The organism is Polaromonas sp. P1_F1 (assembly GCF_056405795.1).
Window position 1 is genome coordinate 539,569 of the sequence record NZ_JBFUBJ010000003.1, and the last position, 26,029, is coordinate 565,597.

The window sequence follows — 26,029 nt, forward strand, 5'->3', positions numbered from 1 at the left end:
CTCCCAGATCTATCCGACCCATACGTTTTGAATAAACCGTCTCCTGCCATCATTGCCCAGTCCGCTGTGCGCCGCCTGCCGCGACTCGCACTGCTGCTGTTTTGCGCAGCCTATGCGCTGCCGGGTTTTCTGGGGCGTGGCCCCTGGAAAAACGAAGACATTGCTGCGTTTGGCGTAATGCGTGAACTCGCCTCCATGGCGGGCAACTGGCTACGTCCACAGTTGCTGGGCCAGGTCACGGAATTCGATGCACTGGCACCGTATTGGCTGGGTGCCATCGCCATCAAGGTTTTCCCCTTTCTGGATCCGGCATGGGCTGTGCGCATTCCATTTGTGGCACTGCTCGTGTTGACGATGCTGGCGACGTGGTACGCCGTTTACTACCTGGCGCGTAGCCCGCAAGCCCAGCCAGTCGCCTTTGCTTTCGGCGGCGAGGCCAGTCCGGTCGACTACGCCCGGGCTATCGCCGATACCGCCCTGCTGGCGCTGATCGCCAGTCTTGGCCTGGCGCAGCTCTCCCATGAAACCACGCCGGCCCTGGCCCAGCTCGGGTTCACGGCGCTGGCCTTTTACGCCATGGCAGCAAGCCCCTACCGTGCGGCCACCAAAATCCTCGGCCCGGCATTCGGTCTGCTGATCGGGCTTGCAGGACTCGCCCTGAGCGGTGCTCCCACACTGGCATTGCTGATTGGCATGGGCGGGGCACTGGTGGAATGGACTCACATGCGCTGGGGCACCGGCCAGTCCGATCCTGCAGCCAGGCAACAGTCCTGGCACTGGGTGCTGCTGATCACCGGCATCACGCTGCTGGTAGCGCTGCTGGCCCATGGGTTGGACCTGTGGCGCTGGAGAATTCACCTGCCGGGCGCAGACGGTCAGTCCGCCCTGAAAGACTGGCGCAGCCTGGGTCGCCTGCTGCTGTGGTTTACCTGGCCGGCCTGGCCGCTGGCGATGTGGACACTTTATCGCTGGCGCAGGCAGCTGGCCAGCCGCCATGTCGCCTTGCCATTGTGGTTCGCCGCGATGGCCGTGGCCGCCACGCTGACGACCACAGCCTCGGACCGCAGCCTGCTGCTGAGCCTGCCGCCGCTGGCAGCGCTGGCTGCCTTCGCGCTCCCCACACTCAAACGCAGCGTGGCCTCGCTGATTGACTGGTTCACACTGCTGTTTTTCACCGGCTGCGGCATCATCATCTGGGTGGTCTGGATTGCCATGCAGACTGGCGTTCCGCGTCAACCCGCAGCCAACGTCGCCAAACTCGCACCGGGGTTTGAACCCAGCTTCTCGTGGCTGGCGTTTCTGGCCGCACTGCTGGCCACCCTGGCCTGGGCCTGGCTCGTCAAATGGCGCGCCGGCGCGCAGCGTGCGGCCATCTGGAAATCGCTGGTACTGCCTGCCGGCGGCGCCACCCTGTGCTGGCTGCTGCTGATGACGCTCTGGCTGCCCCTGCTCGACTATGCCCGCAGCCTTGCGCCCCTGTCGCGCCAGATCGCAAATCTCGTCGACAAAAGCGCCTGCGTTGAGATTTACGGCGTAGGCAGTGCGCAGGCCGCCGCGCTGCAGTACCACGGCGGGCTCGAGCTCCGGCAAGCCGGAACGCAGGCAAGCTGCCCCTACCTGATTGTGGATGTCGAGGCGCAGCCAACGCTCAGCCGCGTCGTTAATTTGCCCGATTGGGCCTTCCAGGCGACGGTGCGCCGACCCACGGACAAGACGGAAAACGTCCTGCTGTTCAAGCGGGTGGGCCTTCCCCGCCCGAACTCAAGAACCAGCCCTTGAGCGAACTCAAGATCATCAGCCAGCACGCGGGCACCGTGCTCGTCGGGCAACTGGCCGTCATGGCCTTCGGTGTGGCCGACACGGTGATTGCAGGCCGCTACAGCGACGAGGCCCTGGCCGCGCTGTCGGTAGGATCGGCGCTTTACATCAGTGTTTACGTTGGCCTGATCGGCATTGTCCAGGCGCTGCTGCCCATCTGGGCCGAAATGATGGGCGCGCGCCGCCATGAGGCGGTAGGTGCTTCGCTGCGCCAAAGCATGTACCTGTGCGGTTTTATCGTGGTGGTGGGTATGGCAGCTATGCTCTTCCCCGGCCCCCTGCTGCGCTGGGCACAAGTGCCTGAACTGATGCGCGATGAGGTACAGCGTTACCTTGCGGTGCTGGCCTTTGCGTTCGCACCATCCCTGCTGTTTCGCATCTACAGCACCTTCAACCAGGCACTGGGCAAGCCGCTGTTGGTCACCTGGCTGCAGGTCGGCGCCCTGCTGGTCAAGATCCCCCTGTCTATCTGGCTGGTGGCCGGCGGTGCCGGCGTAGAACCCATGGGCGCTGTCGGCTGCGCATGGGCCACGCTGATTGTGAACTACCTGCTGCTGGCGCTGGCCATCCTGATGCTGCGCACACAGACGCTGTACCTGCCCTATCGCATCTGGCAACGCATGGAACGGCCGGACTGGCTGCAAATAGGTCACTTCGCCAGGCTCGGCATTCCCGGCGGCCTGGCTTATCTGGTGGAAGTGACGTCGTTCACGCTGATGGCACTCTTCATCGCCCGCCTCGGCACCGTGGCCTCCGCAAGCCACCAGATTGCATCCAGCGTGGCCGCGGTTCTCTACATGATGCCGCTGTCCATGGCCATCGCGTGCAGTGCCCGCGTTTCGTTCTGGATAGGCGCAGGACGCCCGGATTACGCAAAACGCGTGGTGCTGCTGGGGCTGAAGCTCACAGGGCTCGCGGCGCTGACACTCGCGGCCGTGGTTTCAATGGCCGGCCCCGTGCTGGCAGGCTGGTACTCCGGCAACCCGGAAATCGTCGCGCTGGCCTCCGCTTTGCTGGTGTGGGTTGCGTTCTATCACGTCGCCGATGCAACACAGGCCCTGACGGCCTTTTTGCTCCGCTGCTACCGCATCACCATTGCGCCGCTGGCCCTTTATGGCGTGCTGCTATGGGGCCTTGGGCTTCTGGGGGGCTATCGTCTGGCTTACGACGGCATTGCAGGCCAGGCCGCGACGCAGTCCGCCAGCAGTTTCTGGGCGGCCAGCACGCTCGCCATTGGCCTCGTTGCGGCATGTTTTCTGGCTCTGTTGTGGCATGCAGTCAGGCGCAGCCTGAAGGTGACTCAAACTGGTTGAGTCCGGCGAACGCGCACGACGGGAAAAATGATGGAAAAGCAGGAGCCGTGCCCCGGTTCACTTTGAATGTTGAGCTCAGCACCGTGACGCTGGGCGACATGTTTGACGATGGCAAGGCCCAGGCCGGTGCCCCCGGTTTCACGCGATCGGCTGCGGTCGATACGGTAAAAACGTTCCGTCAGGCGTGGCAGGTGCTCAGGCGCGATACCCGGCCCGGTGTCCTTGACCTTGAACTCACCACGCCCGTCCTCCAGCAGCGCCCAGCTGACGCGGACCAAACCGCCCTCCGGCGTGTAGCGCACTGCATTGGTTACCAGATTGGACATCGCGCTATAAAGCTCGGTCTGTACCCCGGCGATTTCGGTGCCTGGCCCCTGGTCAAATTCCAGCTGGTGGCCCTGCGGCGCAATCACCAACGACAAGGCCCTTGCCTCCTGCTCTGATTGGGCCATCAGCGCACTGACGGTCATCCAGTCACTGGCGCCCGGAAACGGGCTGCCTTCCAGTCGCGACAGGGTCAGCAGGTCATTCACCAGCGTCTGCATGCGCTGCGACTGCTGCGACATCAGCGCCAGGTAGCGGGCACGCTCCGGCTCCTTGAGCGGCAGCGTTTGCAAGGTTTCGATAAAACCCGACAGGACTGTCAATGGCGTGCGGATCTCATGCGACACATTGGCCACAAAGTCGCGACGCATGGCTTCTGCCAGCTCCACGGCCGTGATGTCCCGCGACAGTAGCAGCTTGCGGTTTTTGCCATAGGAATGCACATGCACCGACAGCTTCACCGGGCGGGCCGGCGTGCTGAAGTTGCCCGGGATCACCACGTCGTGCGAGAAATCACCCGCTGCCATATAAGCCTTGAAGGCCGGGTCACGCACCAGGTTGGCGATGTGCTGCAGCACGTCGCGCTGGGCGTCAAACCCGAAGTGCTGGCTGGCCATCTGGTTGCACCACTCGATACGGCCTTGCGCGTCGAGCAGCACCACGCCGCTCGGCGAGGCCTGCATGGCCGCCAGGAATTCATCGAGGCGCGCCTGGCTTTCCTGGAACTGTTGATCGCGATTCTTGAGCAGCCGGCGGGTCCGGTCCGCTACCTCGCCCCATACACCGGGAAGGCTGGGGGCGCTGCCGGCCGTCACGGCCGGTGTATCGTTGTTTTGTTCGATGCGCAGCCAGCGCAGCAGGCGGCCGATGTAGAAGCTGTCGATGACCAGCCAGACCATAGCCCCCACAGCCAAGCCTATGCCCAGTCCGAAGGTCAAGCCGTTTGCGGTGCGCGCCCAAAAGCCCAAACCGCCGCCAACAATCATGCAGGCGGCAAAAACAATCCACCGATTGATCATGCGCTGGATTGTGCCGCAGCGACCGGGTTGTTGGCGGCCATCGCCGTCAGCCGGTAGCCGGCGCCGCGCACAGTTTCCACCATGGTGCCCGCTGCGCCCAAGGCCTCACGCAGACGCTTGACGTGGACGTCGACGGTGCGCTCTTCAATGAACACGTGGTCGCCCCACACCTTATCGAGCAGGGAGCTGCGGCTGTGGACGCGCTCGGCGTGTTTCATCAGGTAGTGCAGCAGCTTGAACTCGGTCGGGCCCAGCTTGAGCTCCTGGCCCAGGTAGGAAATGCGATGCGTGGCGGCGTCCAGGACCAGCCCGCCGACGGTCACGCTGTCGTTCACCGACTCGGGAGCGCGGCGCCGCAGCACGGCACGTATGCGCGCCAACAGTTCCTGGGTAGAAAACGGCTTGGTGATGTAGTCGTCGGCGCCGGCATCCAGCCCGGCCACCTTGTCGGGCTCGTCACCGCGTGCCGTCAACATGAGGATGGGAATGCTCTTGGTACGCGCCTGCTTGCGCCAGTGACGCGCCAACGCCAGGCCGCTTTGCCCCGGCAGCATCCAGTCGAGCAGGATGGCATCGGGCAACACAGCGTCGAGTTCGCGCTGGGCCGACACACTGTCTTCCGCCACCACGGGGTCAAAGCCACCATGCCGCAGGTTGACGGCAATCAACTCGGCAATGGCTGGCTCGTCTTCAACAATCAGTATGCGTGGCAGGTGTTTCATTCCGTCTTTACTTTACTGCGGATTCAATCTGTTCCATCGGCGTGTGCCGCACGTCGGCGCCCTTGACGATGTAAATGATGAATTCTGCGATGTTCTTGGCATGGTCGCCCACGCGCTCGATGGCCTTGGCCACAAACAGCAGGTCCAGGCTAGGCGAAATCGTGCGCGGGTCTTCCATCATGTAAGTGATGAGCTTGCGCACAAAACCGTCGAATTCCTGGTCGATCTGGTCGTCTTCCTTGAGGATGGAAACCGCGACCGCGGTGTCCAGCCGGGCAAAAGCATCCAGTGCCTTGCGCAGCAGGCCGGAAGCAAGCTCCGCCGCGATGCGCAGGTCGGACGAAGGCAGGGCACGGGCCGATCCGCTTTCTATGATGGACTTGACCATGCGGGCAATCTTCTCGGCCTCGTCGCCGGCACGCTCGAGGTTGGCTGTGGTCTTGGAAATCGCAATCAGCAGGCGCAGGTCGCGAGCCGTAGGCTGGCGCCGCGCAATGATGGACGACAGCTCGCGGTCGATGTCGATTTCCATCGCGTTGACGCGCGATTCGGTTTCGATCACCTGGTTGGCGCTTTCGGCGCTGAACTGGGACAGCGCATAGATGGCCAGGCGAATCTGCGACTCGACGAGGCCACCCAACTCCATCACGCGCGAAGAGACGCCGTTGAGTTCGCTGTCAAACTGGGTCGATAGGTGTTTATCAGGCATGTGTGCTCCCTAATCCGTATCAGCCGAAACGGCCGGTGATGTAGTCTTCGGTTTCTTTACGTTTTGGCTTGAAGAACAAGTCTTCGGTTGCGCCAAACTCAACCAGGTCGCCCAGATACATATAGGCGGTGTAGTCGCTGCAGCGGGCCGCCTGCTGCATGTTGTGCGTCACGATGACTACCGTGTATTCGTTCTTGAGCTCGGCAATCAGCTCTTCCACCTTGGCGGTGGAAATAGGGTCCAGCGCCGAACAGGGCTCGTCCAGCAGCAGCACTTCAGGCTTGATGGCGATGCCGCGGGCAATGCACAGGCGTTGCTGCTGGCCGCCCGAGAGGCTGGAGCCGCTCTGGTTCAGCTTGTCCTTGACTTCCGTCCACAGCGCGGCCTTGCGTAGCGCCCATTCCACGCGCTCGTCCATGTCCGAAGCGTTCAGGCTTTCGAACAGTTTCACGCCAAAGGCGATGTTGTCGTAGATCGACATCGGGAACGGCGTCGGCTTCTGGAACACCATGCCGACCTTGGAGCGGATCAGCGCCACGTCTTTTTTGGACGTCAGCAGGTTCTCACCGTCGAACATGATTTCACCTTCAGCGCGCTGCTCGGGGTAGAGCTCATACATGCGGTTGAAGATGCGCAGCAGCGTGGACTTGCCGCAGCCCGAGGGGCCGATGAAGGCCGTGACCTTCTTCTCGGGAATTTCCAGGTTGATGCTTTTGAGGGCGTGGAACTTGCCGTAGTAGAAGTCGAGGTTCTTGACCGAAATTTTCGATTGTTCGCGTGATGCAGTAGGGGTATCCATCTGTGACCTTGTTGTGTTGTGTGGTCTAAAGGAAAGGCGTCAGCCTGTCAGTTTTTGGCACGTGTCAATACACGCGCCAGGATGTTCAGGCCAAGCACTGCCATGGTGATCAGGAATACGCCTGCCCATGCCAGTTGCTGCCAGTTCTCATAAGGGCTCAGTGCAAACTTGAAGATCGTCACGGGCAAGCTCGCCATGGGCTGGCTCAGGTCAGACGTCCAGAACTGGTTGTTCAGCGCCGTGAACAGCAGCGGCGCCGTTTCACCGGCAATCCGCGCCACGGCCAGCAGGATGCCGGTCGTCACGCCGGCACGTGCGGCGCGCAAGGTGATGCTGGTGATGACTTTCCATTTCGGTGCGCCCAAGGCGTAAGCCGCTTCACGCAGGCCTGGCGGCACCAGTTGCAGCATGTTTTCCGTCGTGCGAATCACCACGGGAATAACGATCAGTGCCAGCGCCAGGACACCGGCCCAGCCCGAATAGGATTTGAACTGCGACACGACGACCGTGTACACAAACAGGCCAATCACGATGGATGGTGCAGACAGCAGGATGTCGTTGACGAAGCGCGTCACGGATGCCAGCATGCCCTTGGTGTTGTATTCGGCCAGGTAGATGCCCGCCATGATGCCGATCGGCGTGCCCACAAAAGTGGCCAGCAGCACCATCAGGAAGGAGCCGTAAATTGCGTTGGCGATACCGCCCTCTTCATTGGGCGCCGGCGTCATCTGGGTCAGGGTTGCCCATGAAAGACCGCCCACGCCCAGGCGAATCGTTTCCCACAAAATCCATGCCAGCCAGAACAGGCCAAAGGACATGGCTGCGAGGGAGAGGACCAGCGCAATCCGGTTGACCCGCTTGCGGCGGGCAAACTTGGCCAACCGCGCATCGTGCATCACGGCGCTCATGTTTTCACCCCTTCACTTTTTCGCAGTTGGGCCAGCAGCAGCTTGGACAGCGACAGCACGACAAACGTGATGAAGAACAGCACCAGGCCCAGGTAAATCAAAGCAGCCTGGTGCAGGCCCTCGCCGGCTTCAGCGAACTCGTTGGCCAGCGCCGACGTGATGCTGTTGGCCGCCTGAAAGAGGCTCAGCGAATCGAGCTGGTTGAAGTTGCCGATGACGAAGGTCACCGCCATGGTTTCGCCCAGCGCACGGCCCAGGCCCAGCATGATGCCGCCCACCACACCGGCCTTGGTGTAAGGCAGCACGACTTTGGAGACAACTTCCCAGGTGGTGGAGCCCAGCCCATAGGCGGATTCCTTGAGCAAAACCGGCGTGACCTCGAACACGTCCCGCATCACCGAGGCGATGAAAGGAATGATCATGATGGCCAGGATGATGCCGGCCGACAAAATGCCGATACCCACAGGAGGGCCAGACACCAGCGCGCCCAGATAAGGCACGCCGCTCAAAAGGCTTTGCAGCGGCTGCTGTACGTAGGTGGCCAGGATGGGGCCGAACACCAGCAGGCCCCACATGCCGTAGACGATGGACGGCACGGCGGCGAGCAGTTCGATGGCGGTGCCCAGGGGCCTTTTGAGCCATGCGGGTGACAACTCGGTCAGGAACAGCGCGATGCCGAAGCTCACCGGCACCGCGATGAGCAGTGCGATCAATGACGTGGCAATGGTGCCGTAAATCATGACCAGTCCGCCGTACTCGCCCTTGACAGGGTCCCAGACGCTGCTGGTGAGGAAGCCGAGGCCGTATTTGCTGATCGCTGGCCACGCCCCGATGACGAGGGAAACCAGGATGCCGGCCAGCAGGGCCAGTGTCAGCCAGGCCGCGCCCTGCGCAGCCCAGCCGAAAAGCCGGTCTGCCAGGGGGCTTCTGCGCACAGTGCCGCCAGGAGGAGGATTGGTCATATCGCGTCCGGTCGCTTTTGCCGGGTGGTCAAAAGCGGCCCGGCTAGCCGGAAGTGTAGAGGACACGTGAGAAACCCCTATGGTATGTAACGACTGCGGAAAATCAGCTTGTTGCGCTTGTTGCGCTTATTTGTAAGCGACAACCTTGCCCGAGGTGTCCTTGATGTCGCCCCAGGCTTTTTCAATGATGGTTTTCACGGCGGCAGGCATGGGCACATAGTCCAGGTCGTCGGCAGTTTTGTCGCCGTTTTTGTAAGCCCACTCAAAGAACTTGAGTGAAGCAGCGGCCTGGGCAGGCTTGTCCTGGACTTTCTGCATCAGGATGAAAGTAGCGCCGGTGATGGGCCACGAATCCTTGCCAGGCTGCTCGGTCAGGATCTGGTAGAAGCTCTTGGACCACTCGGCACCTGCGGCGGCGGCCTTGAATGCGCCATCTTCAGGCGACACGAAGTTGCCAGCGGCGTTCTTCAGCTGGGCAAAAGTCATCTTGTTTTGCTTGACGTAGGCGTATTCCACATAGCCGATCGAATTAGGCAGACGGCCGACGAATGCCGCCACGCCTTCATTGCCCTTGCCGCCAGCGCCTACGGGCCAGTTCACTGCGGTGCCCTCTCCCACTTTGGACTTCCACTCGGCATTGACCTTGCTCAGGTAGTTGGTGAAGATGAAGCTGGTGCCGGAGCCGTCGGCGCGGCGCACCGGTGCGATGGCGGCGTCAGGCAGGGGCAGCGTGGGGTTCAGGGCCTTGATGGCCGGGTCGGTCCACTTGGTGATCTTGCCAAGGTAGATGTCGCCCAGCACCTGGCCGCTCAGCTTGAGCTGGCCGGGGGTGATGCCCTTGATGTTGACCACAGGAATGACGCCGCCGATCACCGTGGGGAATTGCATCAGGCCCTTTTTGACCAGTTCTTCATCTTTCAGGGGGGCGTCGGAAGCGCCGAAATCAACGGTTTTGGCTTCAATCTGGCGCAAACCGGCGCCGGAACCGACCGACTGGTAGTTGATCTTGACGCTGGTGGCCTTGTTGTAGTCAGCCGCCCACTTGGAATACAGGGGGGCCGGGAAGCTCGCACCGGCGCCGGTCACGTCCTGGGCGGCGGCGAGCGTGGCAAGCGACGTCAGGGCAAGGCCTACTACGGTAGTCAGGGAAGCTTTAAAAGTCAGGTTCATCAGAACACCTCTTGGGTTGGGATTGGTCGAAACTGGTTGGGATTGATCGGGAAGATGCGTCGACTGTAGAAATCTTGTGTGACAAGGATGTGACAAATATGACAGCCTCCCGGCGGGCTGCCGCCCCTCTATAGCGTCACAAAACCTTCAAATTACCGTCACGAATCTGTCATCGGGCTCTCCTACCCTTGGCCTCGTCTTAATCAGGATTAATCAGGAGAATCTTTCATGTTGAACCGCCGCTTTCTGGTCCTCGCTACCGCTGTTGCCGCCCTCGCCGGCTGCGCCACCACCTCCACCCCGGTGTCCGTGGCAGACACGATTGCCACCCAATCGCAGCTCAGCACCCTCAATGGCCTGGTAGCCAAAGCCGGGCTGACCGACACACTCAAGGGCACCGGCCCTTACACCGTATTCGCACCCACCAACGCGGCTTTCGCCAAAGTGCCGGCCAAAACCATGGACGAGCTCGCCAAAGATCCGGCCAAACTCAAGGCGGTTCTGGCCTACCACCTCGTTCCCGGCAAGGTGATGGCAGCTGACGTCAAAAACGGCAACGCCAAAACCGTCAACGGCGCCAATGTGGCGCTCTCCAAGGCCGGCGAATTCGTCACCATCGAGGACGCCATGGTCCAGACCGCCGACATTTCCGCCACCAATGGCGTTGTTCACATTGTGGACAGCGTGCTGATTCCGCCCGCCAAATAAGCCCACGGGTGCTGGAACGGGTCAAGCCGGAAGGTTTGACCCGTTTTCTATTGAATTTGTGCAATTTCGTGCTCCAGACCTTATGGAGCCTGCGCAAGCAGCTATTGTTTTAGTAGCAATCCGTGCACGGCAAGTCGCCTCGCACCGGGGAACATCCATGCCAGCTCAAATGCCTTTAGTTAGTCGCCGCCGGCTGCTTCGCCGCGCCGGCCTGGTTGCCGCAGCAATTGCGAGCCCAGCCTGGGCCCAGCCCGGCAAGGGCGCTTCATCGCGCAGCATCGTCGTGGCCCAGCCGGTTGATTTTTCCCAGGCCCAGCAGGATGTCTCCAAGGACTTCCTGATCGGCTCACGCGCCGCCTGGCAGGACATCAACCTGCGCGGCGGCGTCCGCGGCAGGCAGGTCCAGCATCTGGCACTTGAAACGGACGGCACCCCCGCAAGCCTGCGCGCGGCACTGGACTCGGTCAAGGACAACCCCGCCTGCATGGTGCTTTCCGGCAGTGTCGGCGACCAGGTTGCCAGCCAGATCGTGGCGCTGTCCCGCCAGGGCGGGCTGGGCATCCCCCACGCTGCCCCGTGGCTGCAAAACTCCAGCCTCGAGATCGACGACAAGACCTTTCCCATCTTCGCCGCGCGCCAGGAACAGATTGCCTATGCGCTCAAAAGCCTTTCAACCATGGGCCTCAAGGAGCTGGGTGCGATTTACGCCACAGCACAGGATCACGCTGCCTATCACGCGGATGTCGAGCGCATTGCCCTGGACATGCAACTGAAGCTGCAGCCCTTCAAGGCAACAGACGACCTGCGCGCGCTGGGCCAGAAACTCACGCCCCGTACACCCGCAGTGCTGCTTTTTGTGGGCGGAACGCCGGAGCTCGCCGAATTCACCCAGGGCCTGGAAAAGCAGGCCCGCCAGCGCTATGTCGTGGCGTTGGCCGATGTGAACCTGCAAACCATGCTGCAGATGGGCGCTGCGCGCAATACCCCGGTCATAGCCACCCAGCCCGTGCCCCTGGTCAATGCCAGCCTTCCGGTGGTCAGAAGCTACCGTGAAACGCTTTCGCGCCTCTTTGACGAACCGCCCACACCCCTGAGCCTGGCAGGATTCATTGCAGCACGCTACACCTACGAAGTGCTCAATGACGTCGACGGCGCCCTGAACCGCCAGAGCGTTCTCGCCGCCTTTCAGCGCCGCACAAAGTTCGATGTCGGCGGATTCAGCATCAGCTTCAATCCCCAGCGCAGAAGCGGCACCTACGTCACGCAAAGCATGATGACCGTCGACGGCCGGTTGATCGGCTAGGCACCCAGAAATGCTGATGAGAGTCCCGCGCGATGGCTATGTTGGGAGCTTAAACTCAGGTATGCAAAATGGAACGCTGCTCGCCGCTGTAGACCTCGGGTCCAACAGCTTTCGGCTGGAAATCGGCCGCTTTGATGCCGGCCAGATTCACCGCACCGAATACCTCAAGGAAACCGTTCGCCAGGGCAACGGGCTGGATGCCGACCGCAACCTGACCCCGGAAGCCATGCAGCGCGGCTGGGACTGCCTGGCGCGCTTCGGTGAACGGCTGGCCGGCTTCAAGAAGTACCAGGTTCGCGCCGTCGCCACGCAGACCCTGCGTGAAGCGCGCAACCGCGAAGAGTTCCTCGCACGCGCCCACAAAATCCTCGGCTTTGCCATTGACGTCATCCCGGGCCGCGAAGAAGCCCGCCTGATTTATCAGGGTGTTGCCCACCTCCTGCCCCAGTCCGATGAACGCCGGTTGGTGGTGGACATCGGCGGGCGCTCCACCGAAATGATCCTCGGCAAGGGGCTGGACGCGAGGACCATGGAGTCTTATCGCGTCGGCAGCGTGGCATGGTCGATGAAGTATTTCCCCGACGGGCAGTTCAACCCGCGCGCCTTCCAGACGGCAGAGGTCGCCGCCAAGGCGGTGCTTGACGAAGCCGTCAATATCTACCGCGCCGATGCGTGGGACACCGCCTATGGGTCTTCCGGCACGATTGGCGCCGTTAGCGACGTACTGACAGCCTCGGGCTGGCCCGCGGGCATGGTCACGCAAGAAGGCCTCGACTGGCTGCTGGACCGGCTGCTCAAGGCGCAAAGCGCCGATCGCCTCAAGCTCGACGGCATGAAAGACGACAGGCGCGCCGTCATAGGCGGCGGTGTGAGCGTGCTGAGGGCCGTGTTCGATCTCCTGGGCATCGCGCAAATGGAAGCCGCACAAGGCGCCTTGCGCCACGGTGTGCTCTATGACCTGGTGGACCGTGAGCAGGATTTGACCGATTTGCGCTCTACCACCGTGCAGCGCCTGGCCAGCAAATTCAATACCGACAACGCACAGGCCCAACGCGTCAGCAAAGTCGCCAGGCAGTTGTTCGTCATGGCCGGCAAGGGCATGCCCGCTGCGGAATCTGCCCGCTTCCAGCGCAAGCTGGAATGGGCCGCAGAGCTGCACGAGATCGGCAGCCAGATCTCGCACAGCGACTATCACAAGCATGGCGCCTACATCCTGGACAACGCCGACGCGCCGGGCTTTGCCCTGCCCGAACTGCATCGCCTGAGCCTTCTGGTGCTGGGCCACCGCGGCAAGCTGCGCAAGCTTGAAGTCAATTTCGAAGACCGCGTGTTCGTCCAGCAACTGCTGTGCCTGCGCCTGGCCGTCATCCTCTGCCACGCCCGGCGCGACCCTGACCTCAAAGGCCTCCAGCTCGAAAGCAGCGCCGAGCCCGGAAAGATTTTTGTACTGAACTGCCGCGCCGGCTGGGCGCAGGCCTTCCCGCAATCGGCCCATCTGCTGCAGGAAGAAGTCCTGGCGTGGCAAAAAACGCCGTGGACGCTGGTTGTGCCCGGCCCCTGAGCACCCTCCTTCTGCCACGCCAGACCAGGCCTTGACGGTTTTTAAACAAACCGTATAAACTATATATACGGTTTATTCGACCGCTCACCAAAAAGGATCAATCCATGGCAACCCGCAAAAAAGCAACTGCAAAACCCGCCGCACCGGCACCTAAACCGGCCGCAACGCCCAAGGCACCCGTGAAAACCGCCGCCAAGCCCGCCCCGAAAAAATCGCCTCCTGCCAAGGCCCCGGCCGGCAAAGGCACGGTCAAGAAAGCCATCGTGAAAAAGGCCGGCGCCAAAAAGCCTGCGGCAAAACCACAAGCCAGCGCCAAAACCGCCAAAACCGCAAAGCCGGAAAAAACCAAAAAGCCCAAACTGGTTCGCGACAGCTTCACCATTCCGAAAACCGAATACGTGGTGCTTGACGGCCTGAAGCAACGCGCCGCCAAACTGACCCGCCCCGCCAAGAAAAGCGAACTGCTGCGCGCGGGCATCAAGCTGCTGGCCACCCTGTCCGACGCCGCCTTCCTGACGGCGCTGGAGCAGGTCCCCGCCATCAAGACCGGCCGGCCTACGCTTGGTTCTTAAGCCACGCAAAGGAACTGCAGGAGCTCCCAGCTTTCATGCCAACTAACGTTTGACACGAGCGGTGGCCGCAAGCATGCGAAGCTTGCTTGCGGACGTCCCCTCGATGAGGGGGGGGCCCTCAGCGGGCTACACGTGGCGACCGGGAATCTGGTTTACGCCTCCGCTGCCAGCGGCCAGCCGATTCGGGCAGCACGACGAAGACTGGATTGAACGACCAAGCGGTGGAACGGGGCGATGACAAGAATATAGAGACGACCCAGGCGGTTGTGGCAATGGACCACGGTTGATAAAGTCAGGTTGCGTTTGCCTCCCGGCAACGGCTGACTGGAGCAGAGGACAGAAAGCCTGAAGTCCAGGTGCTTGTCGTCTTCTCCAAAGACAACTTCGGTCGGGCTTGTGCCGTAGATCTTGAAGATGCCAAGACGGCCTGTTTTGCCCTGCGCTTCAAGTGAAGTGAGTTGCCTGGCGGTTTTGAGGCCGACCCTGCCGACGACCGCATCCCGGACCGACATGAGGGTACCAACCCACGGTGCCTGATGGGAAAAGATGAACCTCGCCAGCAGTTCGGGATTGGTCGACGCTCCGGGTGGAAGCTCGATCGAGTAGGCATCTGCGAGATTCGTCGATGCGTAGGCTCTGGTAACTGCCGACTCTGGAGGAAGCGATACAGGCGTTACGCGGTGCTGTTGGGTTGACATGTGTTCGAGCCAGTAGTTGGGTTCTGAGGTCTAACGTTTGCTATGAGCGGCGGCTGGAGGCAAGCGAAGCTTGCCGGAAGACGTCCGCTCGACGGAGGGGTTAGGCACCGCTCTTTGCATGCCTCGACCTTGCGTGAGCGAGCGTTGCCCAGTATGGCGCCAGAAGAGTGACGAGAAGGACGACAGGCCAGAGGTTACCGCCTTTGAACGTATACGCGGCGAGCAACTCAGGCCAAGGCTTGTGCTGGATGTAACGCCCGAAGCCGAACTCGAAGGCCAGTGTCAGGCACAACCAAAGAACGCCTACAAACGCACTTTGCTTGACCAAGATTCCTTGCTCAATGCGAACAAGGACATAGGCGACCAGCGCCACGCACACGCAAAGCAATACACCGCTCAGAACCAAACCGCCGGCCCTGCCAAGAGAAGGAATGAGAACCGCCTCTCGCAAAGCGCCATTTGCCACTGCCAGGCACAGTATGAGCACCCAGGCTACGAGCGACTTGAGCAGCAGCATGGGTCCGCCTTTCGGCGCCTAACGTTGGAGGCCAGGTGACGCCGAAGGCGATCGCCTTTGGGCCGACGGAGGAAACCTGCTGCATGCCGAGGCAACCATACCGCTTTCACTTGCATGCCGAACGGTGATCAACAGGAAAGGAGCATGCATAGTGTTTCAACTGCCAAAAAGCAAGAAAGCCGCGACCAGAGCCAACCCAACGAGCCCAACGGCAAATGCTTTTCCAGCGAATGACGGCCTAAAAGTGAGTTCAGACGGAGGAGGCGAACCAAGAGGCATCCATCCCCGAATAGTTCCAACCCCAGCGCCGCACTGATGGCAGCTTGTGGCATTGGTTCCAATGACCTCTCCGCAAGATGAACAAAAGGACATATGGTTTAACGCCGAGCTGACCGGCACGCTTGCGTGACAGCGTCCAGCGTTGTGTTAAACAAACTCGTCCTTTTACCACTGCACAAATGTCGCACCAAGTCCTCCCAAAGAAAGCGAAGCAATTGCAAGAATTGCAGTCAATTTCCACTCTTCTGAATTGAAAATAGACCAGGGCAATTTGTACTGCCTGTACGTCAACTCTTTCCCGTACCGCTTGTGACACCGACCCACGACAATTTGGCCCCCTATCACCCAAATGGCGCCCGCAATGACCAGCAATATAGCGCCTAGAGCATGCATCGAATTCCTTAGAACTGGCGAATCAAAAGGATTGCTTAACGTAATGTATGCCGCAAAACCTGCGGCATAACCTGGCGGTTGCGATCTAATCTGGACATAAGAAACTGGATCAGGCCCTGGAACGGCGGTATTTGCACTATAGCCTTGGCACCGGGAAAACTTACCTGTATTGGGTCCGTTTTTTTGTCCGCGGGCAGGCTTTGAGTGTGCTGCTGTTTCAGAGAACTTCAGGCGACTGCACGGTCACCACGACGGTCTGGTTGAGGCCATCCCGGTCGCGGCTGCGAAGCCACCAAAGCGCACCCTTCTTGACCGGGCATTCGCTTTCCTGCAAGCTGAGCAGCTGCGCGATGGCCTGCCCCAGGTTGGGCTGGTGGCCCACCACCAGAATCGGCGACCTGGCCGACGGCCATTGCACCAGTTCCAGCAGCTGTTCAACCGTGGCGTCGGGCGCCAGCTCACTGCGGATTTTGTATTTGCGTCCCAACGCCAGCGCGGTCTGCTCACAGCGCCGTGCCGGGCTAACGAAAATGCGCGCGCCTTCGGGCAACTGACGGTCCAGCCAATTGGCCATGCGGGCCGCCTGCTTCTCGCCCCTTGACGTCAGTGAGCGCTCAAGATCGCTTCCGCCCTGCGGGTCACCCTCGGGCCAGTCTTCTGCCTCTGCATGGCGCCACAGGATCAGGTCCATGTTATTTTTCCTGGTGATGGGGAGCCGAATAGCGTGCCATCAAGGCCGCTTGCGCACCGTGGCGCGGGGCATCGCCCTGCGGGTTCACGCGCAGGTAAGTGCCGTCAGGCTGCAGATCCCAGGCGTCGCGCCCGTCATGCAGGTAGGCCACCAGGCACTCGTCGATGATGCGCTGGCGCAGAACGGGGTCGGTCACAGGCCAGGCCAGTTCAACCCGGCGCAACATGTTGCGGTTCATCCAGTCGGCGCTGGAAAGCAACAAGGTTTCCTCTTCAGCACAGCGGAAATAAAACACCCGTGAATGCTCGAGGAAGCGGCCGATGATGGAGCGCACTCGGATGTTGTCCGTGACACCGGGAACCTGCGCCGGCAGCATGCACGCGCCGCGCACAATCAGGTCGATCTTCACGCCGCGCTGCCCCGCCCTCACCAGCGCCTGCATCAGGTCTTCGTCGGTCAGCGCGTTCATCTTGGCCACGATGCGCGTGTCTTTGCCTTGCAAGGCGGCTTCGCCCAGCGAATCGATTTTCTCGATCAGCTTGCGGTGCAGCTGGAACGGCGCCAGCAGCAAATGGTGTAGCTTGGGCAGGCGGCTCTGGCTGGCCAGGTGCACGAACACGTTGTCGATGTCAGCCGTCATCAGCGGGTCGGCCGTCAGGTAGCTCAGGTCGGTGTAAAGGCGGGCCGTGCGCGGGTTGTAGTTGCCGGTGGAAAGATGGGCATAGCGCACCAGGTGTTTGCCTTCGCGCCGCGTCACCAGCAGCATCTTGGCGTGGGTTTTGAGGCCCACCACGCCGTACACCACCTGCGCACCTATCGACTCCAGCATTTCCGCCCAGTTGATGTTGGCCTCTTCATCGAAGCGCGCCTTGAGCTCCACCACCACCGTCACTTCCTTGCCGCGGCGCACCGCTTCGCGCAACAGCACCATCAGCTCCGAGTCGGTGCCTGTGCGGTAAATGGTCTGCTTGATTGCCAGCACTTGCGGGTCGTTAACCGCCTCGCGCAGGAAGGCGAGCACGCCGTCAAAACTTTCAAAAGGCTGGTGAATGGAAACGTCGCCTTCCTTGAGCCGCTCAAAGAACGACTGGCCGAGCTGCAACTGGGTGGGGTAACACGCGCTGTAGCCGGGGAAGAGCAGTTTGGGGTCATTGACCAGGTCCACCAGTTGCGTCAGCCGCACCAGGTTGACGGGGCCGTGCACCCGGTACAGGGACTGCGTCGGCAAGTTGAATTGCCTGAGCAGGAAGCTGGCCAGGTATTCCGAACAGCCCGCAGAAACCTCCAGCCGAACAGCCTGCCCGTAATGGCGTTGCTCCAGGCCCTGGCGCAAGGCGGTGCGCAGGTTCTTGACGTCGTCTTCATCCACGGCCAGGTCAGAATGCCGGGTGACGCGGAATTGCGAAAACTGCCCCACTTCGCGGCCGGCAAACAACTCGGCCAGGTGTGCCCGGATCACGCTGGAAAGCGACACGAACAGCCGGCTCTTGTCCTTGCCGTGCGAAGGCATATGAATCAGCCGCGGCAACACGCGCGGCACCTTGACGATGGCAATGTCGTTGTCGCGCCCAAAGGCGTCATGACCGCCCAGCCGCACGATGAAGTTGAGCGACTTGTTGGCCACCTGCGGGAACGGATGCGAAGGGTCCAGCCCGACTGGAATCAACAACGGCCGCACTTCCCTTTCGAAATATGCTTTCACCCAGCGCCGCTGGGCCGCATTGCGCTCGCCGTGCGAGACGATGCGTATGCCCTGCCGCTCAAAGGCCGGCAGCAGCTCGTCGTTGTAGAGCGAATACTGGCGCGCCACCATGTCGTGGGCTGCCGCAGAAAGTGCGGCGAAAGACTGCACCGAATACAGCGCTTTTTGTTCATTGGCCTGCGCCGCCGTCAGGTGGGGCGCGGTCCGGACTTCAAAGAACTCGTCCAGGTTGGACGAGACAATGCAGAGAAACCTCAGCCGTTCCAGCAGCGGCACGTCCGGGCGCCTGGCCCAGTCCAGCACCCGCTCATTGAAGGCAAGAATGCTGTGGTCGCGGTCCAGGAACTGGACGGGTGGCGCAGCGGCTGCCACCGAGGCGGGTGAAGTGGGCATCAACAAGAGTGGTCTTTGTCATTAACAACAAGTCACAGTGTTGACGTGTTTCATGACAATGGCGTGACAGTACTTTTGACTGATGGTGCACCCGCCTGAAAAGGCTGGCAAGTACCGCTCATGGCGTTGTTGTGCCCGGCGGTTACGAGGAACGACTCGAAAAGCTGCGCCGCATGGGCCCAGCTGAAGTCCAGCGCGCGCAAACGGGCTTCATGGCGCGGCACAGCCAATGCGCTGTAACAAGCCTGTTGCAAATCTTCATGCATGACACCGCCGTGACAGCTTCCATCGGGCTTTCCAAGCACCTCCAGCGGGCCATCGACCGGGTAGGCGGCTACCGGTGTGCCGACTGCCATGGCTTCGAGCATCACCAGGCCAAAAGTTTCCGACCGGCTGGGAAAGGCAAACACATCGGCCGCCGCGTAGACCTTGGCCAGCTCATCCCGGGGCAGAACACCCATCCAGCGGACCTGCGGATAACGCTCCTTGAGCGTTGCCTCCAGGGGCCCTACCCCGCAGACCACCTTGGTCCCCGGAATGTCCAGCCTGAGGAAAGCCTCGATGTTTTTCTCATACGACACCCGGCCCACAAACAACGACACCGGCCGCACCACCGTCCCCATGGGCGGGTACAGCCGCGCTTGCGGCTCAAAGCCGAAAAGCTCCGTGTCCACGCCGTGCGTCCAGCTGCGCAGGTTCTGAAAGCCCCGCTGCTCCAGCATGCGCAGCACGCCATGGGTAGGCACCATCACGCCCGACGAGGGCCTGTGGAAATGGCGGAACAGCGCATAACCCCAGGACAGCGGAATCTTCAATGCCGCATGAAGGATCTCGGGGAACTTGGTGTGAAATGCGGTGGTGAACTTCAGGCCGCGCTTGAGGCAATAGCTGCGCGCAGCCCAGCCCAGCGGGCCTTCGGTGGCAATGTGGATGGCCTCAGGCGCAAAGGCATCGAGCTTTTCGGTCAGGCCGCGCTTGGGGCGTACCGCCAGGTCAATACCGGCATAACCCGGGCAAGGCCGCGTCTTGAAGAGGCCAGGCTGGATCACTTCCACCTGGTGCCCCAACTCCTGCAGTTCACGCACCAACTCCACCAGGGTGGTGACCACGCCATTGACCTGCGGTTGCCAGGCGTCCGTTACAAGAGCGACCCTCATGCGGTCACCGTGGAAGCTACATGCCCGCGGCCCTGCGTTTCATGCGCGGGCGCCCAGTGCACCAGCTCGAGGGTGCCGTCGAAGTTTTCCACGAGCGCGGTGCGGCTTTCCACCCAGTCGCCGTCGTTGCAGTACAGCACGCCGTTGATGTCGCGCATCTCGGCGCGGTGGATGTGCCCGCAGACCACGCCCTGGTGGCCGCGGCGGCGGGCTTCATTGGCCACGGCCTCTTCAAAGTCGGTGACGTAATTGAGCGCGCTCTTGACCTTTTGCTTCAGGTAAGCCGACAGCGACCAGTACGGCAGCCCCAAACGGGCGCGCAGGCTGTTGAGGTGGCGGTTGAGTTTGAGTGTGAATTCATAGAGGTTGTCGCCCACGTAGGCCAGCCATTTGGCGCACTGCACCACGGCGTCGAAGTAGTCGCCGTGGATGATCCACAGCTGCCGGCCGTCGGCGGTGGTGTGCACGGCTTCATCGATCACCTCGATGCCGCCGAACTGGTTGCCAATAAATTCACGCGCAAACTCATCATGGTTGCCCGGCACATAGACCACGCGGCAGCCTTTGCGGGCGCGGCGCAGCAGTTTTTGCACCACGTCGTTGTGCGACTGCGGCCAGTACCAGCGGCGGCGCAGCTGCCAGCCGTCGACGATGTCGCCCACGAGGTACAGGTTGTCGCTCGGGTGGGCCTTCAAAAAATCCAGCAGCGCGACCGCCTGGCAGCCGGGTGTGCCCAGGTGGATGTCGGAAATGAAGATGGTGCGATAGCGCTTGCGCAGCGAGTCGTCGTCATCGCCATCACGATCGTCGTTGTTCGCGACTAAGCCATTGCCCAGCGCGCCCATGGCGTCAAACATGCTGCGCATCAGGCCTCCGAAGGGCTGCCCGACACAGGCCTGCCGGAAAAATGCTTGAGGTAGCGCGGCGGCAGGTCGGCGATGCGCATCATCATGGGCAGGTCGGCCGAATTGAAGTCCGGGTCCCAGGCCGGTGCGCCCAGCACCTTGGCACCCAGACGCAAATAGCCCTTGATCAGCGCGGGCGGCTCCACGTCCAGCGTGTCGTCCAGCTTTTCCACCGGCAGCGCCAGGCGCGGCGTCACGCGGTATTCAATGGGTGCCAGATGCGTTTGGCGCACCTGGCGCCAAATGCTGGCGGCCGCATGCCCGCTGGACACACCGTTGTGCTGCATCGGGATGCTGGCGCAGCCGATCATCGTGTCCAGCTGGTTGCGGACCATGAACTCAGCCAGCGCACCCCACAGCGCCAGGATGACGCCGCCGTGGCGGTGGTCGGCATGCACGCAGCTGCGGCCCAGCTCGACCATGCGCTCACGCAGGGAGCGCAGGCGGGTCAGGTCGAACTCGGTGTCGCTGTAGGTACTGCCCACGCGCTTTGCCTGGGTGGGCGTCAGCACACGGTAGGTACCTATGACTTCCTGGCTGTCGGCATCGCGCACCAGCAGGTGTTCGCAATAGTCGTCAAACAGGTCCACATCGTGGCCTGGCAACGTCTTCGAGAGGTTCGCGCCCATTTCGAGCGCAAAGACCTGGTACCTCAGGCGCTGTGCCTGCCGGACCTCGTCCTGGTGCCGGGCCCAGCTGACCGTGATTTTCCCCACGGCAGGCCTTTGAACAACGGCGGGAATGACAGCATGACCGCTTTGATGAAGTGACCCCCGTGGCATTGCGACTGGCGACAATGCAAAGGTGGGATTGGGCAGTTCTTTCATGGCTAACTCCTTGTTTCCTGGTGTCTCAACAACTTCAGCAACTCATCAACTCGGCAATTCAGCAACTTCAAATCGCGCTGTAAAAAAGCCCCAAAAAAGGGGCTTTGACTCTCAATCACCGGCGGTCAGCGAAACCACCTTGTCGCGTCGCCCCAAACCGGCGGCCAGCATCGGCCGCGCATTCGAAAGACCCTCAAGCCAGGGCCGGGTGCCCGCCTTGAAACGCAAGCCGCCAGGGCTGTTTGCCAGGGCTTGTGCGGTGCAGCGCAGGATGCGCAGGCACTGCTTGTTGAAGTCCTGGATGCCGCTGCTCAAGGTGCGGCTGGGGCCCTGCGCTTGTCCGTCATTCATCGGGTGCTCCGTCATGCTGGTCATGGCGTGATTCTGGGAGCCGGGGGTGACGCGTTCGTGTCAGTTCAATGGCAGTTGTGTGACACGGGAAGAAATTCGCGTCGTGTGGCGGGCACGCATCGGCCGCCTGCGCAGCGCGTTTAAGAGCCCAACGCGTACCTGGTTGCCAACAGCACTTCGAGCCTCTTTGTTATGGCCTCGCATTCGTCCGCCTCCAGACGGCTGAACTGAGCCGCCCAGGTTTTGGATGAAGCAAATTTTGGAAACTGCGGTGGTTCGCCCCATTGCCAATCGGGGTGACTCGCTTTTGGGCTTCTTCCGAAGATATGCAGATGCATTTTCCGGTGAAGCTGGGGGGTTTTTGGTCCGGGTGGATGCGCCAGTTCGTTGAGCGCGTTGTTACCGGCCTCCCAGTAGTTCAGGCACCCTCCGGCGAGCTGGGGCAGTGTTTCCAGCATGGCTCTTGCGGTGGCTGCGACCAGGCAGGCCCATAGCGCCAGTTCATCGGGGGTCAGTTCACTTCTTTCCCACACCGGCCGGGGCGGATTGACCAGCAAATGTCCGCCATCGCTTCGATGGTTCATCGGGCTGACTGGTAACGCGACCGTGCCCCCGGCGCAATTGATGAGTGTGTGGTGAATGTCCAAGTGAAAATCTCCAAAAGAAGAGGGAATGAAAAAAGTGGTATCGGATGCGCGCTCAGTTGCTGCGCTGCCTCAGGCAGGCCATGGCGGTGACCGAAAGAAGAAGTGCAGCAACGCCGTAAATCCATGCGGAGGGCACGATGGGCAACAACAGGCCGGCCAGCACCGGGCCTGCGCCGGCGCCCATGTCGCGCCAGACCGAGCGTGTGGCGAGAGCCTGTATGCGTCCGGGCCCCGGCGTGCGCAGTGCAACCAGCGGCGGCAGCAGCGGCAACAGCAAGGCACGCAAAACCACAATGGCAAGTGCGCAAGTCCACAGCCAGCCGAAACCAAAGCCCACCAGGGCAACAGAAGTGAGCACGGAGAAGGTCACCAGAAGAACTTCGACGCCATGCTTTTCAGCCATGTGTCCGCCGGCAGAACTCAAGACAATTTCCGCCAGGTAGCGGACCGACAGCAGAAGCCCGGCCACGATGACCGGGTTGCCGGGCAACAGGTCACGGCCCAGATAAGACAGGCCGATGATGAAGAGGCCGTCCAGCACCAGGCCTTCCGTGAAGGAAAAGATGTCCAGCCCGCCCGGAAGCCTGATTCCTGTTTTTCGTGGTGCCGGCTCGGCATGCGCGGCGGTTGGCAGCTGCCGCGAGACGAGCAAGGCACTCAACGCAACAGCCGCGAACAGGAAAAAAATAACTTTGGGGCCAAACCAAAGCGCACACACCCCGCCCAATGGCAAAGCAAGCATGGGCCCCAGTGCCGTGAATGCGCGGGACCGCCCTGCCCGACGCGCAGCGCCCGCCGGTTCGGCAGTGGCCAATGCCTGGGTGGCCAGGTTCAGGGCTGCGAAGGCCAGGCCCCACAAGAGCCGCAAGAACAACAGGGCGACGAACCCGGTCAGCATCGCGTAGCCCAGTGCGCACACCGCGGCCGCTAGCGCCGCCAGTGAGCAGGTGAGCCGTTCACCGTTGCGGGCGTAAAACCTTGCCACCGCTGCGTAGCCCGCTATTCGCACCAGGCGGTTGGCGGCCAGGAGAATGCCCGCTTCGGGCAAGGTGACGCCAAACGCAGGAGCGAACATCGGCAGGAGCAGGTAGAGCACCGTGTCCCCCGGAAGTGAGAGCCCGAGCACCATGGCGGCATGGCGCGAGTTGCGGTCGGAAGTAGAAGCCGTGATCTGTTGCATGGCTTGTATGGTGCGCAGGGCCGCCTCTCCCGACAAACGATATTAGTGCGCGGCACGTGTGAGAAAATTGCACACATGTTGCCTCGCCTGCCTCCGTTGAACGCGGTCCGTGCTTTCGCTGCGGCGGCGCGCCATCAGAGTTTCAGCCGGGCTGCCCTGGAATTGCATGTAACGCACGGCGCCATCAGCCGCCAGATCAAGGCGCTGGAAACCTATCTCGGCGTGGACCTGTTCGAGCGGAAAACACGGCAAGTTCTTCTGACGGCAGCCGGCCATCAGTTCCATACGCAAGTGGGCCCCGCACTCGAGCAGATTGGCGCAGCCGCCGAATCACTCAGGGGTGGAACGCCATTGCGCGCCGTCAAGATCAACGTCCGGCCCACGTTCGCGGTGCGCTGGCTGATTCCAAGGTTGTCAGCGTTCGTGGCGAAGCACCCTGACATCGAACCGCAGGTGATGACCAGCACCTTGCCGCCAGACAAAGCGGTGGATGAATTCGATCTGGCCATCCGGCGGAGCACCAGGGGGTGGCCGCTGGCGATGCAGATTCATCCATTTCTGGAGGACGAAGTTCTTGTTGTTGGGTCGCCCGCATTGTTTGCCAGCCGCCCCGTCACCGGCCCGCACTCTTTGGCGTCCCATGTCTTGCTGTTATCCAAATCGCGCAGCCACGATTGGGAGAACTGGAAAAAGCAGGTGAACGCGCCAGAGTTGAATCCAGCCAGTTGCCTGCAATTTGATCATTTGCACTTTGTGCTTCAGGCCGCCGTCGACGGGTTGGGTTTTGCCTTGGCGCCGGTATCGCAAATTACCCATGACATGGCGGCGGGACGGTTGATAAGCCCCTTGCCGGAATTGCGGATGGCGCTGGGTCGCCACTATTTTGGCCTTGCGCCCAATGCCGCCCCGGAGACGCAGCAGTTTGCGCAGTGGCTGATGGATGAACTGAACGCCGCGCCTTCAGCGGAAGATTGAGACCGGCAGCGAAGCGCCGCGCCGCGTAGGAGATCACCGACCTTTTTTCGGGAATGCCGCGCGCGAAGCGCCCTGCCCCGGTGCAGTATTTTCAAGCTCTCGCGATCACAGCGATCACAGCGATCACGGCGAAGAAAACCCAGCCAAGGAGAACCGACATGCCCAGAGGCGACAAATCTGCCTACAGCGACAAGCAAAAGCGCAAGGCTGAACACATTGAAGAAGGCTACGAAGACCGCGGCGTCGGCAAGGAAGAAGCCGAGCGCCGGGCCTGGGCCACCGTCAACAAGGAAACTGGCGGCGGCAAAAAGTCGGGCTCGGGCCGCGGCAAGGCGGAAAACCATGCACCGTCCCGCAAAGGCGGGCGCCTTGGCGGCGCAGCCGCAGCTTCCCGCAGTGCGGAAGAGCGGTCAGCCTCTGCCAAAAAAGCCGCCGCCACCCGCAAGCGGAATGCGGCCAGGAAATAGCCCCGCCGGGTGTGTTCCGGCTGCAGGCGGTCGAAATGGCTGCGCACGGCGCGGCGAAATCGCTATTGTTTTGATAGCTGCTCGCGCCCATCCATATTGCCTCGAAGGGCTAAATTACCCCTAAAAAACGGGCCCTCAAGGCACCCAAAAAGGCGCTTAGGCAGAGGAAAAACATCGAAATGCTCAAAAACTGCCGTTTTTTTGCCTGTTTCGGACATCAAATCGCGCTCAAGCCCAATAGGGACCTGCGCGAGAAGCTATAGAAAAGATAGCAAATCAAACAGCACCCAGACAGTGGAAGCAGCAACTACCTCGGCCATGGCAGCCTGTGGAGCCTGGCCAGCGCTTCGCGCAGCCACATCACCATCAGCCCTGCGCCGGAGGCCGTACCCGCTTGCGAGCATTGATCACACGGGCACCGGCATCCCAACCACGGCAAACCCCGGTGGCGACCAAACCGGTGACGGCAAGCATCGCCGCGGTATGAACGCCTACTGCCGCGAGGGCGAGCGCCAGCGGTCCTGACCCTGCCAGCTCCGCTGCCCGCGCCTCCCCTGCGCACAACGGGATCAGGGCCGGCACCAGCATCAAGCCGGCGCCGTGCGCGGTGGACATCATGAAAGACCAGAGCGCCAGCCCGGCGTGCCCCGCCGGCGCGCGCGCCGCCCTGGGTGCGCGGCCCGACAGGTGAACCACGGCGAAAGCAACCAGCAAGCCGCCTGCCAGGACCTGCAGGGTGAAGCGATCCAGCGCCAGGCCCCCTGCCACCGCGCCAGCCACCAGCGCGATCGATGCGGTGTGCCCGGCTGCAATAGGCACCAGCGCCCGCAGCGCCTGCGACCGGTCGCGTGCACGCAAGCCCCAGGCGGCGGCGAGCGCCCAGCCGGTGGCGGGGTTCAGCCCATGAAGGGCGCCGACCCCTGCCACCACAAGCCACGGCCAAAAGCTTGACATGATGT

26 protein-coding genes are annotated in these 26,029 nt (G+C 61.8%); 8 read left to right on the top strand and 18 right to left on the bottom strand.

Going from position 1 to position 26,029, the window contains the following annotated elements:
- The first annotated feature begins 27 nt into the window (after nucleotides 1-27).
- Nucleotides 28-1,779: a hypothetical protein gene (locus AC1DZE_RS11860; protein ID WP_477670883.1), complete on the top strand. Its 1,752-nt coding sequence runs from the start codon at nucleotides 28-30 to the stop codon at nucleotides 1,777-1,779.
- Nucleotides 1,776-3,131, top strand: a complete 1,356-nt coding sequence (locus AC1DZE_RS11865) for an MATE family efflux transporter (RefSeq protein WP_477670884.1) — start codon at nucleotides 1,776-1,778, stop codon at nucleotides 3,129-3,131. The genes AC1DZE_RS11860 and AC1DZE_RS11865 overlap by 4 nt, the downstream gene beginning before the upstream one ends.
- On the opposite strand, the gene phoR is transcribed toward AC1DZE_RS11865, so the two are convergent.
- From phoR to pstS, 7 genes are all read right to left on the bottom strand, one after another.
- The gene (phoR, locus tag AC1DZE_RS11870) at nucleotides 3,119-4,474 is read right to left on the bottom strand and encodes a phosphate regulon sensor histidine kinase PhoR (RefSeq protein ID WP_477672625.1); all 1,356 of its coding nucleotides are present in this window, start codon (nucleotides 4,472-4,474) and stop codon (nucleotides 3,119-3,121) included. The two genes, AC1DZE_RS11865 and phoR, sit on opposite strands and share 13 nt — an antisense overlap.
- Nucleotides 4,471-5,196 carry a phosphate regulon transcriptional regulator PhoB gene (gene phoB / locus AC1DZE_RS11875; RefSeq protein ID WP_431096707.1) on the bottom strand — a complete coding sequence of 242 codons (726 nt, stop codon included), beginning with the start codon at nucleotides 5,194-5,196 and terminating at the stop codon, nucleotides 4,471-4,473. The genes phoR and phoB overlap by 4 nt, the downstream gene beginning before the upstream one ends.
- 7 nt (nucleotides 5,197-5,203) lie before the next feature.
- A complete protein-coding gene (phoU, locus tag AC1DZE_RS11880; protein ID WP_411879881.1) occupies nucleotides 5,204-5,905 on the bottom strand; it encodes a phosphate signaling complex protein PhoU in 702 nt (233 codons plus the stop codon).
- Between the two features lie 19 nt (nucleotides 5,906-5,924).
- Nucleotides 5,925-6,704 (bottom strand): phosphate ABC transporter ATP-binding protein PstB, encoded by a 780-nt coding sequence (pstB, locus tag AC1DZE_RS11885; RefSeq protein WP_457278655.1) that lies wholly within the window; start codon nucleotides 6,702-6,704, stop codon nucleotides 5,925-5,927.
- Nucleotides 6,705-6,751: 47 nt separating this feature from the next.
- Entirely contained in the window at nucleotides 6,752-7,612 is an 861-nt protein-coding gene (gene pstA / locus AC1DZE_RS11890; RefSeq protein ID WP_477670887.1) for a phosphate ABC transporter permease PstA, read from the bottom strand.
- The gene (gene pstC, locus AC1DZE_RS11895; protein ID WP_477670888.1) at nucleotides 7,609-8,574 is read right to left on the bottom strand and encodes a phosphate ABC transporter permease subunit PstC; all 966 of its coding nucleotides are present in this window, start codon (nucleotides 8,572-8,574) and stop codon (nucleotides 7,609-7,611) included. The genes pstA and pstC overlap by 4 nt, the downstream gene beginning before the upstream one ends.
- Nucleotides 8,575-8,700: 126 nt before the next feature.
- The gene (gene pstS, locus AC1DZE_RS11900; protein ID WP_477700080.1) at nucleotides 8,701-9,744 is read right to left on the bottom strand and encodes a phosphate ABC transporter substrate-binding protein PstS; all 1,044 of its coding nucleotides are present in this window, start codon (nucleotides 9,742-9,744) and stop codon (nucleotides 8,701-8,703) included.
- 228 nt (nucleotides 9,745-9,972) lie between these two features.
- Here pstS and AC1DZE_RS11905 point away from each other — a divergent pair, with 228 nt between their 5' ends.
- From AC1DZE_RS11905 to AC1DZE_RS11920, 4 genes are all read left to right on the top strand, one after another.
- Nucleotides 9,973-10,452: a fasciclin domain-containing protein gene (locus tag AC1DZE_RS11905; protein WP_477670890.1), complete on the top strand. Its 480-nt coding sequence runs from the start codon at nucleotides 9,973-9,975 to the stop codon at nucleotides 10,450-10,452.
- Between the two features lie 169 nt (nucleotides 10,453-10,621).
- Nucleotides 10,622-11,755 (top strand): ABC transporter substrate-binding protein, encoded by a 1,134-nt coding sequence (locus AC1DZE_RS11910; protein ID WP_477700081.1) that lies wholly within the window; start codon nucleotides 10,622-10,624, stop codon nucleotides 11,753-11,755.
- A 61-nt stretch (nucleotides 11,756-11,816) separates the two neighbouring features.
- Complete coding sequence (gene ppx / locus AC1DZE_RS11915) at nucleotides 11,817-13,316, top strand: exopolyphosphatase (RefSeq protein WP_477700082.1); 1,500 nt, start codon at nucleotides 11,817-11,819, stop codon at nucleotides 13,314-13,316.
- 104 nt (nucleotides 13,317-13,420) lie between these two features.
- Nucleotides 13,421-13,888 carry a hypothetical protein gene (locus AC1DZE_RS11920; protein ID WP_477700083.1) on the top strand — a complete coding sequence of 156 codons (468 nt, stop codon included), beginning with the start codon at nucleotides 13,421-13,423 and terminating at the stop codon, nucleotides 13,886-13,888.
- A 152-nt stretch (nucleotides 13,889-14,040) separates the two neighbouring features.
- On the opposite strand, the gene AC1DZE_RS11925 is transcribed toward AC1DZE_RS11920, so the two are convergent.
- The 10 genes from AC1DZE_RS11925 to AC1DZE_RS11970 all read right to left on the bottom strand — a co-directional run bounded on the left by AC1DZE_RS11925 (nucleotide 14,041) and on the right by AC1DZE_RS11970 (nucleotide 23,628).
- The gene (locus AC1DZE_RS11925; RefSeq protein WP_477672921.1) at nucleotides 14,041-14,586 is read right to left on the bottom strand and encodes a DUF2867 domain-containing protein; all 546 of its coding nucleotides are present in this window, start codon (nucleotides 14,584-14,586) and stop codon (nucleotides 14,041-14,043) included.
- A gap of 100 nt (nucleotides 14,587-14,686) precedes the next feature.
- Nucleotides 14,687-15,103: a hypothetical protein gene (locus tag AC1DZE_RS11930; RefSeq protein WP_477670895.1), complete on the bottom strand. Its 417-nt coding sequence runs from the start codon at nucleotides 15,101-15,103 to the stop codon at nucleotides 14,687-14,689.
- Nucleotides 15,104-15,992: 889 nt separating this feature from the next.
- The gene (locus tag AC1DZE_RS11935; RefSeq protein ID WP_477670896.1) at nucleotides 15,993-16,466 is read right to left on the bottom strand and encodes a SixA phosphatase family protein; all 474 of its coding nucleotides are present in this window, start codon (nucleotides 16,464-16,466) and stop codon (nucleotides 15,993-15,995) included.
- A gap of 1 nt (nucleotide 16,467) precedes the next feature.
- Nucleotides 16,468-18,561: a polyphosphate kinase 1 gene (ppk1, locus tag AC1DZE_RS11940; RefSeq protein WP_477700084.1), complete on the bottom strand. Its 2,094-nt coding sequence runs from the start codon at nucleotides 18,559-18,561 to the stop codon at nucleotides 16,468-16,470.
- 50 nt (nucleotides 18,562-18,611) lie between these two features.
- Entirely contained in the window at nucleotides 18,612-19,718 is a 1,107-nt protein-coding gene (locus tag AC1DZE_RS11945; protein ID WP_477672923.1) for a glycosyltransferase family 4 protein, read from the bottom strand.
- Nucleotides 19,715-20,584 carry a UDP-2,3-diacylglucosamine diphosphatase gene (locus tag AC1DZE_RS11950; RefSeq protein ID WP_477700085.1) on the bottom strand — a complete coding sequence of 290 codons (870 nt, stop codon included), beginning with the start codon at nucleotides 20,582-20,584 and terminating at the stop codon, nucleotides 19,715-19,717. Before AC1DZE_RS11950 ends, AC1DZE_RS11945 begins: the two co-directional genes overlap by 4 nt.
- Complete coding sequence (locus AC1DZE_RS11955; RefSeq protein ID WP_477674785.1) at nucleotides 20,584-21,450, bottom strand: GNAT family N-acetyltransferase; 867 nt, start codon at nucleotides 21,448-21,450, stop codon at nucleotides 20,584-20,586. The genes AC1DZE_RS11950 and AC1DZE_RS11955 overlap by 1 nt, the downstream gene beginning before the upstream one ends.
- Before the next feature lie 111 nt (nucleotides 21,451-21,561).
- A complete protein-coding gene (locus tag AC1DZE_RS11960) occupies nucleotides 21,562-21,825 on the bottom strand; it encodes a hypothetical protein (RefSeq protein WP_477667213.1) in 264 nt (87 codons plus the stop codon).
- Between the two features lie 116 nt (nucleotides 21,826-21,941).
- Entirely contained in the window at nucleotides 21,942-22,448 is a 507-nt protein-coding gene (locus AC1DZE_RS11965) for a hypothetical protein (protein ID WP_477674379.1), read from the bottom strand.
- A gap of 52 nt (nucleotides 22,449-22,500) precedes the next feature.
- The gene (locus AC1DZE_RS11970) at nucleotides 22,501-23,628 is read right to left on the bottom strand and encodes an MFS transporter (RefSeq protein ID WP_477700086.1); all 1,128 of its coding nucleotides are present in this window, start codon (nucleotides 23,626-23,628) and stop codon (nucleotides 22,501-22,503) included.
- Between the two features lie 75 nt (nucleotides 23,629-23,703).
- Between AC1DZE_RS11970 and AC1DZE_RS11975 the strand changes: the two genes are divergently transcribed.
- Both AC1DZE_RS11975 and AC1DZE_RS11980 read left to right on the top strand, forming a co-directional pair.
- On the top strand, nucleotides 23,704-24,603 hold the full coding sequence (locus AC1DZE_RS11975; RefSeq protein ID WP_477700087.1) for a LysR substrate-binding domain-containing protein: 900 nt from the start codon (nucleotides 23,704-23,706) through the stop codon (nucleotides 24,601-24,603).
- Between the two features lie 158 nt (nucleotides 24,604-24,761).
- Nucleotides 24,762-25,070, top strand: a complete 309-nt coding sequence (locus tag AC1DZE_RS11980; RefSeq protein ID WP_477648835.1) for a plasmid stabilization protein — start codon at nucleotides 24,762-24,764, stop codon at nucleotides 25,068-25,070.
- Between the two features lie 366 nt (nucleotides 25,071-25,436).
- Here the strand turns inward: AC1DZE_RS11980 and AC1DZE_RS11985 are convergent, their stop codons facing one another.
- Nucleotides 25,437-26,024, bottom strand: a complete 588-nt coding sequence (locus tag AC1DZE_RS11985; RefSeq protein ID WP_477700088.1) for a hypothetical protein — start codon at nucleotides 26,022-26,024, stop codon at nucleotides 25,437-25,439.
- Nucleotides 26,025-26,029 lie beyond the last annotated feature (5 nt).